Genomic DNA, 12,655 nt, shown 5'->3' with positions numbered 1-12,655 from the left:
GACATTTTGTGTGAATGATGAATATTGTTAAATGTTTTGTGTACATAATTACGAATTACACAGCTATCGAAAAAACGTCTGACGATCAACGGGCGACCATAAATTGTTGTGAGCCTTGTGGAACAACAATTTTCGCCCCTACAATTGCCTTGAAGCTTTTTCAATGATCTGCATTGACAGATTTCCACTATTGTGATATAATTAGCTGTAAAATATTACTCAAAAAAATAAAAAAGAGGGCTTCATATGACAGAAAAGATCAAGCAAAAAACTCTTTGGCTGGCGGATAAGATCGCCACAGAACGCAACTTCACCGTGTTTATAATACTCACTCTGGTGCTCATACCGCTGGGCGAGTTCGCAACGAATATCCACGGCGTTTCATTCGAGTCTCAGCCTGTGATCGTGGCGTTCGCAGGGTGGGCGGGGGCGATAATGACAGTCTCCTACTTTATCAAAAAGCGCAGAAAATACTATCTTTCGGACATTTTCCTGCTGACGCTTTTTATCTTCGCCATAATCTCATACGTCTTTTCACACGACAGGATAGCGACAGTTTTCGGCTTCTATTATGACGAATGGCTTATCCATTATATCGCATATTTTACGCTGATGTTCGCCGCAACAAATGTGAAAAAGCTTCAGTACAAGAAATATATCCTTGCGGCGTTCGTTGCCGTGACGATAATCGACATCGTGCCCAGCCTGCTCCAATCAGTTGGAATGTGGCCGCAGTATTCGTTCTTTGACCCCGAGTGTCACGAGACCGATAAGCTTACATACGGCCTTACTCAGCATTGCAACTTCTATGCAGGCATTGCAACACTTTTCACAGCCTGCTGCACAATGCTTTACCTGTTCGCAAAGAAGAAAAAGACACGCAACATACTTTTTGTCGTCAACCTGCTGAGCTTCTATTGCTCTATCTGCACGAACACAAGGATCGCTTGGGTGGGCAATATCTGCTTCTTCCTTTTTATGATAATATTCGAGTTCATAATGTACAAGAAAAACGGCGACAAGGAACTGCTCAAATCCCATTTCAAGCGTATCGGGCTGACGGCGGTATGCTTCGGCGTTATACTGTTCCTCCTTATCGGCGTGTGGGGCAGGCTTTCGGGTGAGTTTGACAACACCCTAAGCGAGCTCAACAACGCCACAGACCTTGAAGGCTTTGACGGCTTTGCAACGGGAAGAGGTTACATTTGGCGTATCGGTATCGAATCCGTTCCCGACTTTTGGGCGACAGGTATCGGCCTTGATAACTATCGTGACGCTTTTGAATATCGTCCCGATTATGACACTCTCCCTTGGACGCAGGGCAAGGGTCACAACGAGTACATTCACATTCTTGTGACAGAGGGCGTTTTCGCAATAACGAACTATCTTATCCTGCTGTTTTACGCATTTTTCACGGGCGCAAAGAGCTGCGTGAGGGGCTTCAAAAAGCAGCGTGAAAGCTCCGTCATCACTTGGATATTCCTTGTGATGTTCATTGCCTACACCTCGCAGGCCTGCTTCAACAGCAGCATTGTGAACACCACGCCGTATTTCTGGGCAGTGCTTGGAATGGTTATGACCAAAGAGCACCAGCGGCCACTTGGTTATCGCAAACAGATAAAAAACAGAATATCAAAACCAAAAGAGGCATAAAAACATAAAAAAACTCCCCTGTACTTCAACCAATAGTACAGGGGATAATTTTTTGTGATCATCAGCTTTCGCTGTCAAAAATGCACTTTTTCTCTATCATTGCGCCGAAATCAGCTTTCCAAGTCTTGTGAAGCCGGCTGTTATCCCAAATTGACAAGGCTTCGGCTTCCATATCAAGGGCTATCATAAGATCGTACCTGTTGTCACGAGGGGTGATGTTTTCTTTTATCGTTACGCCGTTCACGCCCTCGATATCCGCCGCATTTGCATACAGGGCACGGACTTTTTCAAGAGTGCTCTTCTTGTCAACGTCGTTGTTCCATTTTACTATGATATAGTGAAGCATTTTCCTCTTCCTCTCTGAGTTTGCTTTATAATTTACCGCCTTGAACGATGAGAAATTGATATCAAATTCTTTTGAGCGAGTATAAACAGCACAAGGCCGAGGATAAACAGCGCTATGTAATAGATATGCGGCCGTTTCTGCATATCAAGCTCTGTGACGGAATCAAGTGGGTCGCCGTTTTTGTAATAGACCTTGACTTCATCATTCGAGCTCATTCCGTGGGGACAGTCCTCGACCACCCTTACATAGTCCTTGCCATCGACTTCGTACTTCACCACAATGGTATAAGTTGTTATCTTATCGCTGGCTTTTCGGTATCGGCCGAAATTGCTTTGGTTCACCTTGAAGTCTATCACATAGCCCATTGTCTGCTCCGCATTTCTCGAAAACAGCCAATGGGCAAGGTCTGAACCCCAATAAAACAAGCAAGGCAATCCACCCACCAACATAAGAAATATACATACCGCTTTTAATTTGATCTTGTCTGACATATTAATTTCTCCTTCTATGATTTTCTTTTTTTGATTATTACTAGCTCACAAACCTGACGATCAACCGCCGAGCTGGCTCGACTCATACACTTTATATACCACGCCCCACTCATCATATTCTATGTAATAGTAATGTTTCAAATGATCGGGCATTATAGATCCATTATCGGTATAAATGTAATACGCAACTCGTCCTGCTTGATTTTCTTTTATCGTTCCTACGTCAAAAGTTCCATACTTTTGCTGTACCATATAGATATTGCTTTGCAAGATTGCCCAGTCATTGTACCTATAATATGTTGAATGTGAAATTGCAAATAAAAGCAAAACTATCGCTAAAAATATACTTATTGCTAATGATATCACCATTGGTTTTACACGTCTTTTCTTATGCTTTCTCACAATTATCAACACCACAGATGTGATAACTATTGCCGCCAAACATAGAAATAGGACTAAATATAAAAATCCAATTATCCACGGCGACATAAATATCCCCACACTTTCAACGCCAAAAATCAACCATTCTATCTCTTGCTCTTGCTCAGCCGCATATACAAAAGCGGATATGCTCCGCCCTCTTCGTTGTGATCGGTGCGCTTGTAGGTCTCAAAGCCTTTTTCGCTTATATCATAAATTTTCATTTCTCTATTTTCTATCCTTTCAGACATCAAAACAAGTCCAGCATACTGTCAAGATATATCATCTCTCTGACCTTTAGCTGGTGCCGGGGCTTTGTCATATAGTAAAGCAGAAATTCAAGTATCAATGCGCTGCCAAGGCCTCTGCCCTCTATCTTGAAATTTGCAAAGCCCATTGGCAGATAGGTGTTTGTGATATCGTCAATGCCGATAAAAGCAGGGCTTTCCATTGCCTTTGAAAAGCGGTAGCCCTCTGCGGCGTTTGGTGCGGTGCAGATATGGTCGGGGCAGTTTTCGCCAAGATTTTTGCGGCTGACATTTTCATAGCAGACCTTTCTTTCCGTGCAGCCGATATAACAGCACTCGTTGCAAAGAAATTCCACCTTGTCTTTTTGATACTGCGCCAGCTTTTCAAGCCTGTCAAAGACCTTGTTGAGCCGAAAATCGGGCACGACATAACGAAGATCTTCCCGTTCAAGCTCCGCTAAAAACTGTGAAAAGTCCGTCAGCACCTTTGTTGTTGACGACACATAATAAAGCTTTGGATAGCGCTTTTTCAGATAGTCAAGCAGCAGGTCTGAATGGACGATAACGCCGCTTTGCGTATTGCTCTGCGAAAAAAGTTCGCAAAGAGCGTTGCAGCGCTTGTCAGACAAATGCTCAGCCGTCAAAAGCGAATTGCTGAATGTTAGCCGTGGAGAAATGCCGTATTCGTCCATAAGTGCAAGGACTTGCTCCGCCCCATATTCGCCAAAGCCCACACGTCCGCCGCCCCACAAGCAATCCGCAGGTGCGCCGTATATCGACCCGATATCGCACCAGTCGTAAAAATAGTCTCTATGCTCACGGAAAATGGGCAGAAATGCGGCGTAAAGCTCATAGAATTCAAACAGCCCCGGCAGATGATAATATGCTTTTGTTGTCGTAAGGCTCACCTCGGTTCAGTTGATTTGTCGGCTTTTATAATTATATCACACACTCCACCTCAAAGTCAAACGGAAATCCCAGATAAATTTACGTCATTGCAAAAAAATCATCGCCGCTAGGCGATACCACAATTCCTCATCCCTCACTTTACGACCGCCCTGTCCGGCTTTAAGCCTGTCTCGTCTTCGGGCTACAAAGTGTGTTGCCCAACGTACAGCGAATCCCGAATTAAAAGCTTGCTTTTTGGGGAGAAGTGTGGTATTATTATCGTGGGAGGTTTTTTGATATGAAAAACTTTTTTTCGATCATTTTTCAAAACTTGTGGGGCTATGACCTTATTATTTTTTTGGTAGCCATTGCCACAGCTTTTGTCTATTATTGCACTAAAAAAGCGGCTGACAAGCTTTATGATAAACTTCATCTGACTGTTTTTGTCCCCGATTCTGACGCCTCACGGCTTCAAGCGGACAGCGATATCTCCGCCACCCGTGAGACCGATATCGTCGCAATGAGAAATCAGACTGGTCGGCTCTATTCCCTGTTTGTAAACCTTACGGGAATATTTCCACTGCTGGGTATCCTTGGCACAGTAATTTCTCTGCTCAATATGGTATCGGATATGACGCAGGTGCAAAGCAACTTTTACGGCGCTTTGACTTCGACTTTTTGGGGACTTGTGTTCGCTATCGTGTTCAAATTTCTTGACGGCATTATCGCCGCAAAGATCGAGGATAACGAAAAGAACATCCAGCTCTATCTCGAGCGCAACAGCTCGGAACGTGCCGACAACAAGGTGAGCGTATGAACGGTTTCAGAAAAAGCAAAGGCCTTGTGATAGAGCTTACTGCATTGCTTGATATCATTATGATAATGCTTTTCTGGGTTATGACCGACGCTTCTTCCTCCGCTGATAACGCAAAAGAGGACGCCAAAGCGCAAGTGCAAGCGGCTCAGGCTCAGCTCGAAGAGCAAAAGCAAAAGTCCACCGACGAGCTTGACAAGCTCCGTGATGATATGCAAAAGCAGATCGACGAGGCTTATAAAAAGGCTGAGAATATCAACAGCGGCGCTGCGAAAAATCAAGCCGCCCTTGACGGCTTCACAAACGGTATGCTGGTGTCACTCAATCTCAGAAACGAAAACGGGGTGGATACCCTGTATATTTCCCGGAATGATGAGGATATTATGACTGTATCCGCTTCCGACGATATGGAGGCAAGGCTCACGGAGCTTTTCAAAGGTCTTGGCGCAGAGGACGGAACTGTTATGTTGGCGGCGGTGGTCTATGACGGAAACGCCGTGCTGTACCGTGATATGAAGAGCATCGAAGCCGCTCTGAACAGCATTTCGGATAAGTATGACGATCTCTATTTTACCTATATCAACACTTCAAAATAGAAAGGACAATACAACAATGAGTATTCAGAATGACGTTGAAAAAATGTACCGCAGCGACCTTGAAAAGCAGAAACAAAAGCAGAAAAAGAAAAAGAAGAAGAGACTTTTCGGGCTGCTTTTCGTTGTTATCCTGCTGGTGGTGCTGTTTCTTATTATGCAGTCGCTTGGTCTTGGTCTTGGCGGCGGAAAGGGCGAAGGTTCTGGCACAGGCAAGTACGACAGCACAAACTCTGCCGACTCAGCCGTTACAACGACAACCGCCGCTGTTCCAAAGGAATTTTACGATATCAGAGTTTCGGGCAGCACTTATATAATCGATGAGCGTGTTGTTGATCTCAACAGCCTTATCTCAACTGTAAAGCTTATGAGCGACAATGTCATCGTTAGAATAACGGACGATAACGCCACAAAAAACGCAATGGACGATCTGAAAAACGCTCTCACAGAGGACGGAAGAGAGTTCACGGAAGCTGTTCTTGACGACTCTGCCGCTGACAGCAATATTTCTGACGATGTTCAGTCGGAGACATTGTGATATAAAGCACTAGACAAATTTGTGTAGTGGCGAAAAAAATATCAACCGAATGGGACGTCGAGGACGCCGTCCCCTACATACACACATTTCGCAGAGCTATATTATATCGACAATATTTGTGAATCAATATAATGTATAATAAATAAAAATGGGGGACGGTTACAGCCGTCCTCTTTTCAGAAACAGAGGTATTTTTATGCTTGGACTTACACTTGAGGGAGGGGCAAGCAGGACGGTATATTCCTGCGGAATAATGGACGCTCTCCTTGAAGAGAATATAATCGCCGACCACGTTATCGGCGTATCAGCAGGAGCGGCTTTCGGCGTTTCATACTGTTCGGGACAGATCGGCAGAAATCTGCGCCTTGCCACGGAATTTATGGGCACGAAAGAATATATGGGCGCACGCCACCTTATCGACCCGAAAAACCGCAGCTATTATAATCTTGACTACGCTTACAACGTTGTGCCGAATATCGAGCTGCCATTTGATTATGAAGCTTACCGCAATTTCAAGGGCAAGTTTTACGCCGTTGTGACGAATGTTGAGACAGGCAAGGCGGAATATATGGAAGTACCGAGAGACGACACAAAATGGAACTTGCTCCGTGCGACTTGCGCATTGCCCCTGCTTTTCCCCGAGATCGAAATAAACGGCAAGATGTATATGGACGGCGGCATTGCGGATTCCATTCCCTATATGCAGCCCATAAACGCAGGCTGCGACAAGAATATCGTGGTGCTCACAAGGCCAAAGGGCTATGTCAAGGCACAAGAGCCTGCCACAAAGCTTGCGATGAAATATTATCACAAGCACAAAGAGTTCGCCCACTCCCTTGAAACAAGAGCGGAGCGCTATAACAAATGCGTCAGCGAGCTTATGGAATTGAAGCGGCAGGGAAAGGTTTTCGTTTTCACGCCAAAGACCACTTTCGGCGTTGGCAGAACAGAGGGCGACCCTGCGAAGCTGAGACTGCTTTACGATTATGGCTACAACCACGCAAAGTGGGCAATGGACGATCTGAAAAAATATTTGGCGAAATAGAGGTGAGCATATGTCATATAAACTTACGCTTGTCGCCGCAGGACTTTTTCTCGGCGGCTACTGCCTTATATCGAACCGCCAGCTGAGGGTGAACAACTACACGCTAAAGTGCGAAAAGCTCCCCGAAAGCTTTGTTGGCAAGAAGATACTTCTTATCGCAGATCTGCACAAAAAGCGCTATGGCGACAATTTCAACAACCTTATAAATTCCTGCGCCGTGGCTGAGCCAGACCTTATTTTCTTTGCAGGCGATCTTTACAGCCGTGATGAAACGGATATGATACCGAAGCTTGCCCTTATGAAGCGGCTCAAACACATTGCGCCGACATATTACATTTTCGGCAACCACGAGACCGACAATATAGACAACGCCGAAGCCCTTGCGCTGAAGCTTTCAAACATCGGCGTGCATATGCTTAGAAACAGCTGCGAGAAGATTTCTTTTGACGGCGAAAGCATAAATATTTACGGCACGCAGCTTCCCCAGCGCTATTATCGCAACGAGGATTTTTCAAGGCACGATCTGCCAAAGCTGACTGCTCAGGAGCTTGAAAAGCTTCTTGGCAAGCCCGACACAAGCCAATGTAATTTCCTGCTTTCACACACTCCCCTGCCCTTTGAGGCATACTCCGAATGGGGTGCGGACGTTACATTTTCGGGGCATTGCCACGGCGGCGTTATAAGACTGCCCATAATAGGCGGACTGCTTTCACCCGAGCGCAAATTTTTCCCGAGATACACCAAAGGCATTTACGAAATGAACGCACCTCAAGGCGTTTCAAGGCTTGCGGTAACGGTGGGACTTGGCAAGTTCAGACTTAACAATCCATCGGAAATAATGATATGCACACTTGAAAAATAGCAATAAAATACACGATTTTCACATTCAGAAAGGTCTGATAAAAATGTACCAAAAACAGTTTTCAGAATATTTTGACAAGCATATGGACGATATACTCCGTGACCTTGGCGAGATAATCGCTATCGAAAGCGTTGCGGATGTAAATTCCCCTGTGAAGCCATTCGGCGAGGGTTCGAGGAAGGCTCTCGACTGGGGCAAGGCGCAGCTTGAAAAGCTCGGTATGACAACGAAAGACTTTGACGGCTATGCAGTCCACGGCGATTTTTACCCCGAGGGCGAGTGCAAGCTTGCGGTGCTTTCTCACCTTGATACAGTCCCCGACTGCGACGGCTGGACTTATCCGACTTTCCAGCTCACACAAGCCGACGGCAAGCTTTTCGGCAGAGGAACTATCGACGACAAAGGTCCGAGCGTTGCGGTGCTTTGGGCGGTGAAGGCTATCAAGGAGCTGAACGTTCCTATCACAAAGAATTTCCGTATCATTTTCGGCGGCAATGAAGAGGGCGGCTGCGAGGATATGGAATATTATGAGAGCAAGCAGCCATTTCCAGAAATGGTGTTCACTCCCGACGGCTCATTCCCTGTGCTCAACTGCGAAAAGGGTATGGTACATCTGAGCTTTGAGGCGGACTTTGCGGACGATGATATCGCCGAGATAAGCGGCGGAACTGTTGTGAACGCTATCCCCGACAAGTGCAGGGTGACATACAAAAGCGGCGAAGAGAAGCTTGTTTGCGGAAAATCTTCCCACGGTTCAAGACCCGAAAACGGCGACAACGCCATTACAAAATTTCTTGCGCAGTACAAAGCTAATAGCGGAAAGAACGGACTTCTTTTAGGTCTTGGCGAACTTTTCCCACACGATGAATACAACGGCGCTTCCTGCAAAATGGGCTTTTCTGACGATGTTTCGGGAGAGATGACCTGCGCATTGACAGTCCTCAAAACTGAGGGCGGAAAACTCACGGGAGGAATCGACATACGCTTCCCGATCGACAGAACTTTGGCGGAGATAAGCGGACTGATAACGGCGGTGCTGGAGGACAAGGGCTTTAAGGTGGCAGACCTTGACGGAATGGAGCCGCACTATGTTGACGAGAAGAGCGAGTTCGTGCAGACTTTGCTGAGAGTATATGAGAAAGTCAAGGGCGAGAAGGGCGAATGTATCGCCGAGGGAGGAATAACATACGTCCATAATACGAAGGGCGGAGTGGCTTTTGGCGCTGAGTTCCCTGAGGAGAATAACAATATGCACGGAGCGGACGAGCACATTTCGTTGGAAACGTTCAAGATCAACCTTAATATGTATGCTAATGCGATCGCAGAGTTGTGTAAATGAGGAATTAGGAATGAATGTATCGCCTAGAGGCGATGAATTTAAAAGTTCCAGATTTTGAAATCACAGTTATAGCAGAAATCAGCGCATCACCCCAACATCTGTAATAAACCCAAACAAAAAAGGTTAAACGCACAAAAGCGTCTAACCTTTTCTTTGTGTAGAAATAAATAAAACCAACCTATTCCTCGTCCCCGTCATCATCTGCGGAAATGTCGCCGTCATATTCATCTGCCCTCGTGGCTGACTTCTTCGCAAGCTTTTTGCCCTTTACGATCGTCATATATTCCGCAACGATAACGCCTGCGCAAAGTACGCAAACTATCACTATGACTACTCCCATCGACAAGCCCTTTGACTTTGGTTTAGCCGAAGCCGCCGCCTTTGAAGCTGCGCTGTCCGACTTCTCCGCCGAGCTTAATGCCGCCTTGCTCTCGCCCTTTATCACAATGAGAAAATGTCCCACAGAGCCGTCTTTGTATACGACTTCTATCTTCGTCTGCCCCTCGCTGAGGGTCTGGAACTTGCCGTCCTCAAATATCAGCACTTCGCCGTTCTCGATAGTCACGCTGTCAACGTCGCTTAACCCCATATCCTTCGGGTCGATAGGCTCTTTGGAGTAATCAACATCTATCTCACGATAATTTCCGTCCTCAACTTCCGCTGGAACTGAGTCTTGATACTTCACAATGCCGTTCTCAGCTTGGTTCGATATCGCCACAAGGTTCTCGTCATCAAGGGACGTTACCGTCAGATACAACACAGTCGATGTCAGCTTCTCGTCAATGACCTTGAAATATATCGTCGCAAAATCACCGCTGAAATCTGTACCGTCTGCGTTCATATAATTGTAAACCACCTTGCCTGCAAAAGCATTGTCAACGGCTATTCCGCCTGCTTCCTCATTGGTCTCGCACTTTACGAACTCGATAAGGTCGCTGTCATATCCCACCGATATTGAAGCGTTGGATATCAGCGAGTCAGAGTCGATGTTGATCTTCGCCGTGAACTGCTTGTCCTTTACCTCGCTCACCACAAGCTTTACCTTTGAAGGCGCTGAGGTCGGCGTGTCGGGTACATATGTATAACTCGTGGTCGTGCCCCAAGTGGTGGTCTCAGGCGGCGTCCAAGTCTGCGCCGTTGTGGTGGTGTCGTCGGGCTGCCAGCTAGGCGCTTCCGTGGTGGTCTCGGGGGTGTATTCCGTCTGCGGAGCTTCCGTCACCGCAGGGGTCTCATAATCGGCGAAACAGGTGGCAGCCATAGCCGTGACCGCTGTCGCCGCCGCAATTATCCCCAATGTTACTTTCCTTATATCCATTTATCCTTACTCTCCTATACATTTCGCACTTTGCACACTAAAAATCAAGACTGCCGCACAAGCAGCAGCCTTGCAATTATTTTACTTAAATTTAGTCCTCGATAAGTGTGACCTTTTTCATAACCTGATCAACAAGGGGCTTATCCATATAATTTACTTCAACCGCTGCGATCTCGTCAACAACGTCCATTCCCTCAACGACCTTGCCGAATGCAGCATACTGTCCGTCAAGATGCGGAGCGTCCTGGTGCATAATAAAGAACTGTGAGCTTGCGGAATTCGGCATTGATGAACGTGCCATCGAGATTACGCCTCTTGTGTGCTTGAGGTCGTTGCGAACGCCGTTTGCAAGGAACTCGCCCTTGATCTTTTCCTTTGCTCCGCCCATTCCTGTGCCCATTGGGTCGCCGCCCTGGATCATAAAGCCGGAAATAACTCTGTGGAATATCAGACCGTCATAAAAGCCCTCTTTTACAAGCTTCTCAAAGTTTGCAACTGTGATCGGCGCAACGTCAGGATAAAGCTCGATCTTGATATTCTTTCCGTTTGCCATTTCTATGTTTACCATTTTAACATTCTCCTTAAATATATTTAATACAAATTTTACTTAGCCATTAGCCCTTGCTTATTTAGACTTAGGAAGCTCGCCCCTCTTGTTGCGCTCCATAAGGTCGTTGAAATACTCCGTGATAGGCGTTGGCACTTTTTTGAAAAGGCCCTTCTTCTCAAGCTCGGTGCAAACGATGTAATCTCTCTCGCCGTCATTGTTCACGCAATAGAGCCTGTCGGTCTTATAAAAGCCGCCGTTGCCGTCGTCTCTGTTCTTATCGAAACAGCCGAACATATCTCTCGCCATAAGCTCGCAAAGCTTTAGTATCTTCTCATAATTGCTGTGCTCGCTCCATTTTTCAAGTTCCTCGTGGAAAAACTGCTGAACAGGCACATCGTTGACTTCCATTTTTCTGATTATCCTTGCAAGGCAGATAGAAGCGTCCTGATCTGTCAGCTTGTCAAGTCTTGCGTTCTTGTAATCGAGTATATAGTCGTTGAGCGTTGCGTAAAGCAGCTTGTCATACTGAAAAGGCTTGCCCTTGCCAGCAAATTTGATAATAGGATTATCGGTATTAATAAACAATTAAATCTCTCCCAATCATAATAATTATAGATCAGAGCGCTTGCACGCTCCACAGAGAAATCCGATCAACCGCCATATTTTTCGTTAAATTCCTTCACCTTCTGCGCCAGCAGCTCTTCCGAAACAGAGCCGATGTTATCGTCGTCACCGCTGTGATCTATCACGCCCAGATCGTCCACAAGGCTCTCGTCAACGGAAATTCCCTTGATATCCTTGTATTCTGCATAATCCTCCGGTTTCTTCGCATAAGGGAGCTGTGCAAGCTTCTCGGCAGTAACGTCCGCCGAAATGCCTTCGATATTGCCGCTGTCACGCTTTTCCTGCGCAACCTTTTCATCGTGCTCTCTGTACATCTCCTCAAGCCTTGAGTCGATACCCTCCAGCTTCGCTTCCCTTATATCCTCCTTATGAGAAGCAACGAACCTTGCGTGCTCTTCCTCATAAAGCTTTTCATACTCAGTCTGAGCGTCGGTGATCTCCGTCATTCCCACGGGGTTCACGTCATAATCGGCGTAGGTCTTGACGGGCTTGTTTTTCTTTTCCGCCAGCTCTTTTTCAAGCTGTTCCATTTTGCTGCGGATAGTCTCCGGCTCAATGGTATCGGTTATCTTCTCAGCGTGAACTTTATCGCTTGATGATTCCTTTATAAATGCAGTTTCTGCGCCGCTTTTCTTCACAGGTGTATTCCATATATCGTCAGCGCTTACCTGTGGCTTCGCAGCTGCGGGTGCAGTTTTCGCCGCAGAACTTTTTCTGCTGAACAAACCCATTAAAATCTCCCCCTTGACTTTGGCTGATGATCAAAAATCTTATACATTATTTATTATACTATATTATCCGTCAAATTGCAAACATTTTGCGATTTACTTTTTGTACGATTTTTTGAATTCTTTTTGTGTATTTTATTTCATATTAATACAATGTCAATAAAAAGTTAACGCAATCGTAATGTAAGTTATACTAAAATT

The 12,655-nt window shown here is 45.9% G+C and carries 15 protein-coding genes; 7 read left to right on the top strand and 8 right to left on the bottom strand.

Annotated features, from left to right (window positions below):
- Nucleotides 1-246 precede the first annotated feature (246 nt).
- A complete protein-coding gene (locus tag QZ371_RS09335; RefSeq protein WP_295211890.1) occupies nucleotides 247-1,653 on the top strand; it encodes an O-antigen ligase family protein in 1,407 nt (468 codons plus the stop codon).
- A 61-nt stretch (nucleotides 1,654-1,714) separates the two neighbouring features.
- Here the strand turns inward: QZ371_RS09335 and QZ371_RS09330 are convergent, their stop codons facing one another.
- From QZ371_RS09330 to QZ371_RS09315, 4 genes are all read right to left on the bottom strand, one after another.
- On the bottom strand, nucleotides 1,715-1,999 hold the full coding sequence (locus tag QZ371_RS09330) for a hypothetical protein (RefSeq protein WP_295211889.1): 285 nt from the start codon (nucleotides 1,997-1,999) through the stop codon (nucleotides 1,715-1,717).
- 32 nt (nucleotides 2,000-2,031) lie between these two features.
- Entirely contained in the window at nucleotides 2,032-2,490 is a 459-nt protein-coding gene (locus QZ371_RS09325) for a DUF3592 domain-containing protein (RefSeq protein WP_295211888.1), read from the bottom strand.
- Nucleotides 2,491-2,550: 60 nt separating this feature from the next.
- Nucleotides 2,551-2,742 carry a hypothetical protein gene (locus QZ371_RS09320; protein WP_295211886.1) on the bottom strand — a complete coding sequence of 64 codons (192 nt, stop codon included), beginning with the start codon at nucleotides 2,740-2,742 and terminating at the stop codon, nucleotides 2,551-2,553.
- A gap of 418 nt (nucleotides 2,743-3,160) precedes the next feature.
- Nucleotides 3,161-4,066 (bottom strand): hypothetical protein, encoded by a 906-nt coding sequence (locus tag QZ371_RS09315; RefSeq protein ID WP_295211885.1) that lies wholly within the window; start codon nucleotides 4,064-4,066, stop codon nucleotides 3,161-3,163.
- Nucleotides 4,067-4,344: 278 nt separating this feature from the next.
- Between QZ371_RS09315 and QZ371_RS09310 the strand changes: the two genes are divergently transcribed.
- The 6 genes from QZ371_RS09310 (at nucleotide 4,345) to QZ371_RS09285 (ending at nucleotide 9,237) form a co-directional block, all read left to right on the top strand.
- Nucleotides 4,345-4,863: a MotA/TolQ/ExbB proton channel family protein gene (locus QZ371_RS09310; protein ID WP_295211883.1), complete on the top strand. Its 519-nt coding sequence runs from the start codon at nucleotides 4,345-4,347 to the stop codon at nucleotides 4,861-4,863.
- Nucleotides 4,860-5,456: a hypothetical protein gene (locus QZ371_RS09305; RefSeq protein ID WP_295211881.1), complete on the top strand. Its 597-nt coding sequence runs from the start codon at nucleotides 4,860-4,862 to the stop codon at nucleotides 5,454-5,456. Before QZ371_RS09310 ends, QZ371_RS09305 begins: the two co-directional genes overlap by 4 nt.
- Nucleotides 5,457-5,472: 16 nt before the next feature.
- Nucleotides 5,473-5,991: a hypothetical protein gene (locus tag QZ371_RS09300; RefSeq protein WP_295211879.1), complete on the top strand. Its 519-nt coding sequence runs from the start codon at nucleotides 5,473-5,475 to the stop codon at nucleotides 5,989-5,991.
- A 196-nt stretch (nucleotides 5,992-6,187) separates the two neighbouring features.
- Nucleotides 6,188-7,036, top strand: coding sequence for a patatin family protein (locus QZ371_RS09295; RefSeq protein WP_295211877.1), 849 nt, complete (start codon nucleotides 6,188-6,190; stop codon nucleotides 7,034-7,036).
- Nucleotides 7,037-7,046: 10 nt separating this feature from the next.
- Complete coding sequence (locus tag QZ371_RS09290) at nucleotides 7,047-7,898, top strand: metallophosphoesterase (RefSeq protein ID WP_295211875.1); 852 nt, start codon at nucleotides 7,047-7,049, stop codon at nucleotides 7,896-7,898.
- Between the two features lie 43 nt (nucleotides 7,899-7,941).
- Nucleotides 7,942-9,237, top strand: coding sequence for a Sapep family Mn(2+)-dependent dipeptidase (locus tag QZ371_RS09285; RefSeq protein ID WP_295211873.1), 1,296 nt, complete (start codon nucleotides 7,942-7,944; stop codon nucleotides 9,235-9,237).
- 178 nt (nucleotides 9,238-9,415) lie between these two features.
- Here QZ371_RS09285 and QZ371_RS09280 read toward each other — a convergent pair whose 3' ends face one another.
- From QZ371_RS09280 to QZ371_RS09265, 4 genes are all read right to left on the bottom strand, one after another.
- Nucleotides 9,416-10,552 (bottom strand): cohesin domain-containing protein, encoded by a 1,137-nt coding sequence (locus QZ371_RS09280; protein ID WP_295211871.1) that lies wholly within the window; start codon nucleotides 10,550-10,552, stop codon nucleotides 9,416-9,418.
- A 91-nt stretch (nucleotides 10,553-10,643) separates the two neighbouring features.
- Entirely contained in the window at nucleotides 10,644-11,120 is a 477-nt protein-coding gene (locus QZ371_RS09275) for a peptidylprolyl isomerase (protein ID WP_295211870.1), read from the bottom strand.
- A 57-nt stretch (nucleotides 11,121-11,177) separates the two neighbouring features.
- The gene (locus QZ371_RS09270; RefSeq protein WP_295211869.1) at nucleotides 11,178-11,687 is read right to left on the bottom strand and encodes a hypothetical protein; all 510 of its coding nucleotides are present in this window, start codon (nucleotides 11,685-11,687) and stop codon (nucleotides 11,178-11,180) included.
- 65 nt (nucleotides 11,688-11,752) lie between these two features.
- Complete coding sequence (locus QZ371_RS09265) at nucleotides 11,753-12,457, bottom strand: hypothetical protein (protein ID WP_295211867.1); 705 nt, start codon at nucleotides 12,455-12,457, stop codon at nucleotides 11,753-11,755.
- Nucleotides 12,458-12,655: the final 198 nt, after the last annotated feature.

Source organism: Ruminococcus sp., assembly GCF_019423705.1.
Lineage (GTDB): Bacteria > Bacillota > Clostridia > Oscillospirales > Ruminococcaceae > Hominimerdicola.
Note: the sequence above shows the minus strand (reverse complement) of the source record. Positions and strands in the feature narration are given on the sequence as shown.

Coding starts and splice junctions, on each gene's coding strand:
- QZ371_RS09335 (WP_295211890.1), top strand. CDS start 247: ATGACAGAAAAGATCAAGCAAAAAACTCTTTGGCTGGCGGATAAGATC.
- QZ371_RS09330 (WP_295211889.1), bottom strand. CDS start 1,999: ATGCTTCACTATATCATAGTAAAATGGAACAACGACGTTGACAAGAAG.
- QZ371_RS09325 (WP_295211888.1), bottom strand. CDS start 2,490: ATGTCAGACAAGATCAAATTAAAAGCGGTATGTATATTTCTTATGTTG.
- QZ371_RS09320 (WP_295211886.1), bottom strand. CDS start 2,742: ATGGTACAGCAAAAGTATGGAACTTTTGACGTAGGAACGATAAAAGAA.
- QZ371_RS09310 (WP_295211883.1), top strand. CDS start 4,345: ATGAAAAACTTTTTTTCGATCATTTTTCAAAACTTGTGGGGCTATGAC.
- QZ371_RS09305 (WP_295211881.1), top strand. CDS start 4,860: ATGAACGGTTTCAGAAAAAGCAAAGGCCTTGTGATAGAGCTTACTGCA.
- QZ371_RS09300 (WP_295211879.1), top strand. CDS start 5,473: ATGAGTATTCAGAATGACGTTGAAAAAATGTACCGCAGCGACCTTGAA.
- QZ371_RS09295 (WP_295211877.1), top strand. CDS start 6,188: ATGCTTGGACTTACACTTGAGGGAGGGGCAAGCAGGACGGTATATTCC.
- QZ371_RS09290 (WP_295211875.1), top strand. CDS start 7,047: ATGTCATATAAACTTACGCTTGTCGCCGCAGGACTTTTTCTCGGCGGC.
- QZ371_RS09285 (WP_295211873.1), top strand. CDS start 7,942: ATGTACCAAAAACAGTTTTCAGAATATTTTGACAAGCATATGGACGAT.
- QZ371_RS09280 (WP_295211871.1), bottom strand. CDS start 10,552: ATGGATATAAGGAAAGTAACATTGGGGATAATTGCGGCGGCGACAGCG.
- QZ371_RS09275 (WP_295211870.1), bottom strand. CDS start 11,120: ATGGTAAACATAGAAATGGCAAACGGAAAGAATATCAAGATCGAGCTT.
- QZ371_RS09265 (WP_295211867.1), bottom strand. CDS start 12,457: ATGGGTTTGTTCAGCAGAAAAAGTTCTGCGGCGAAAACTGCACCCGCA.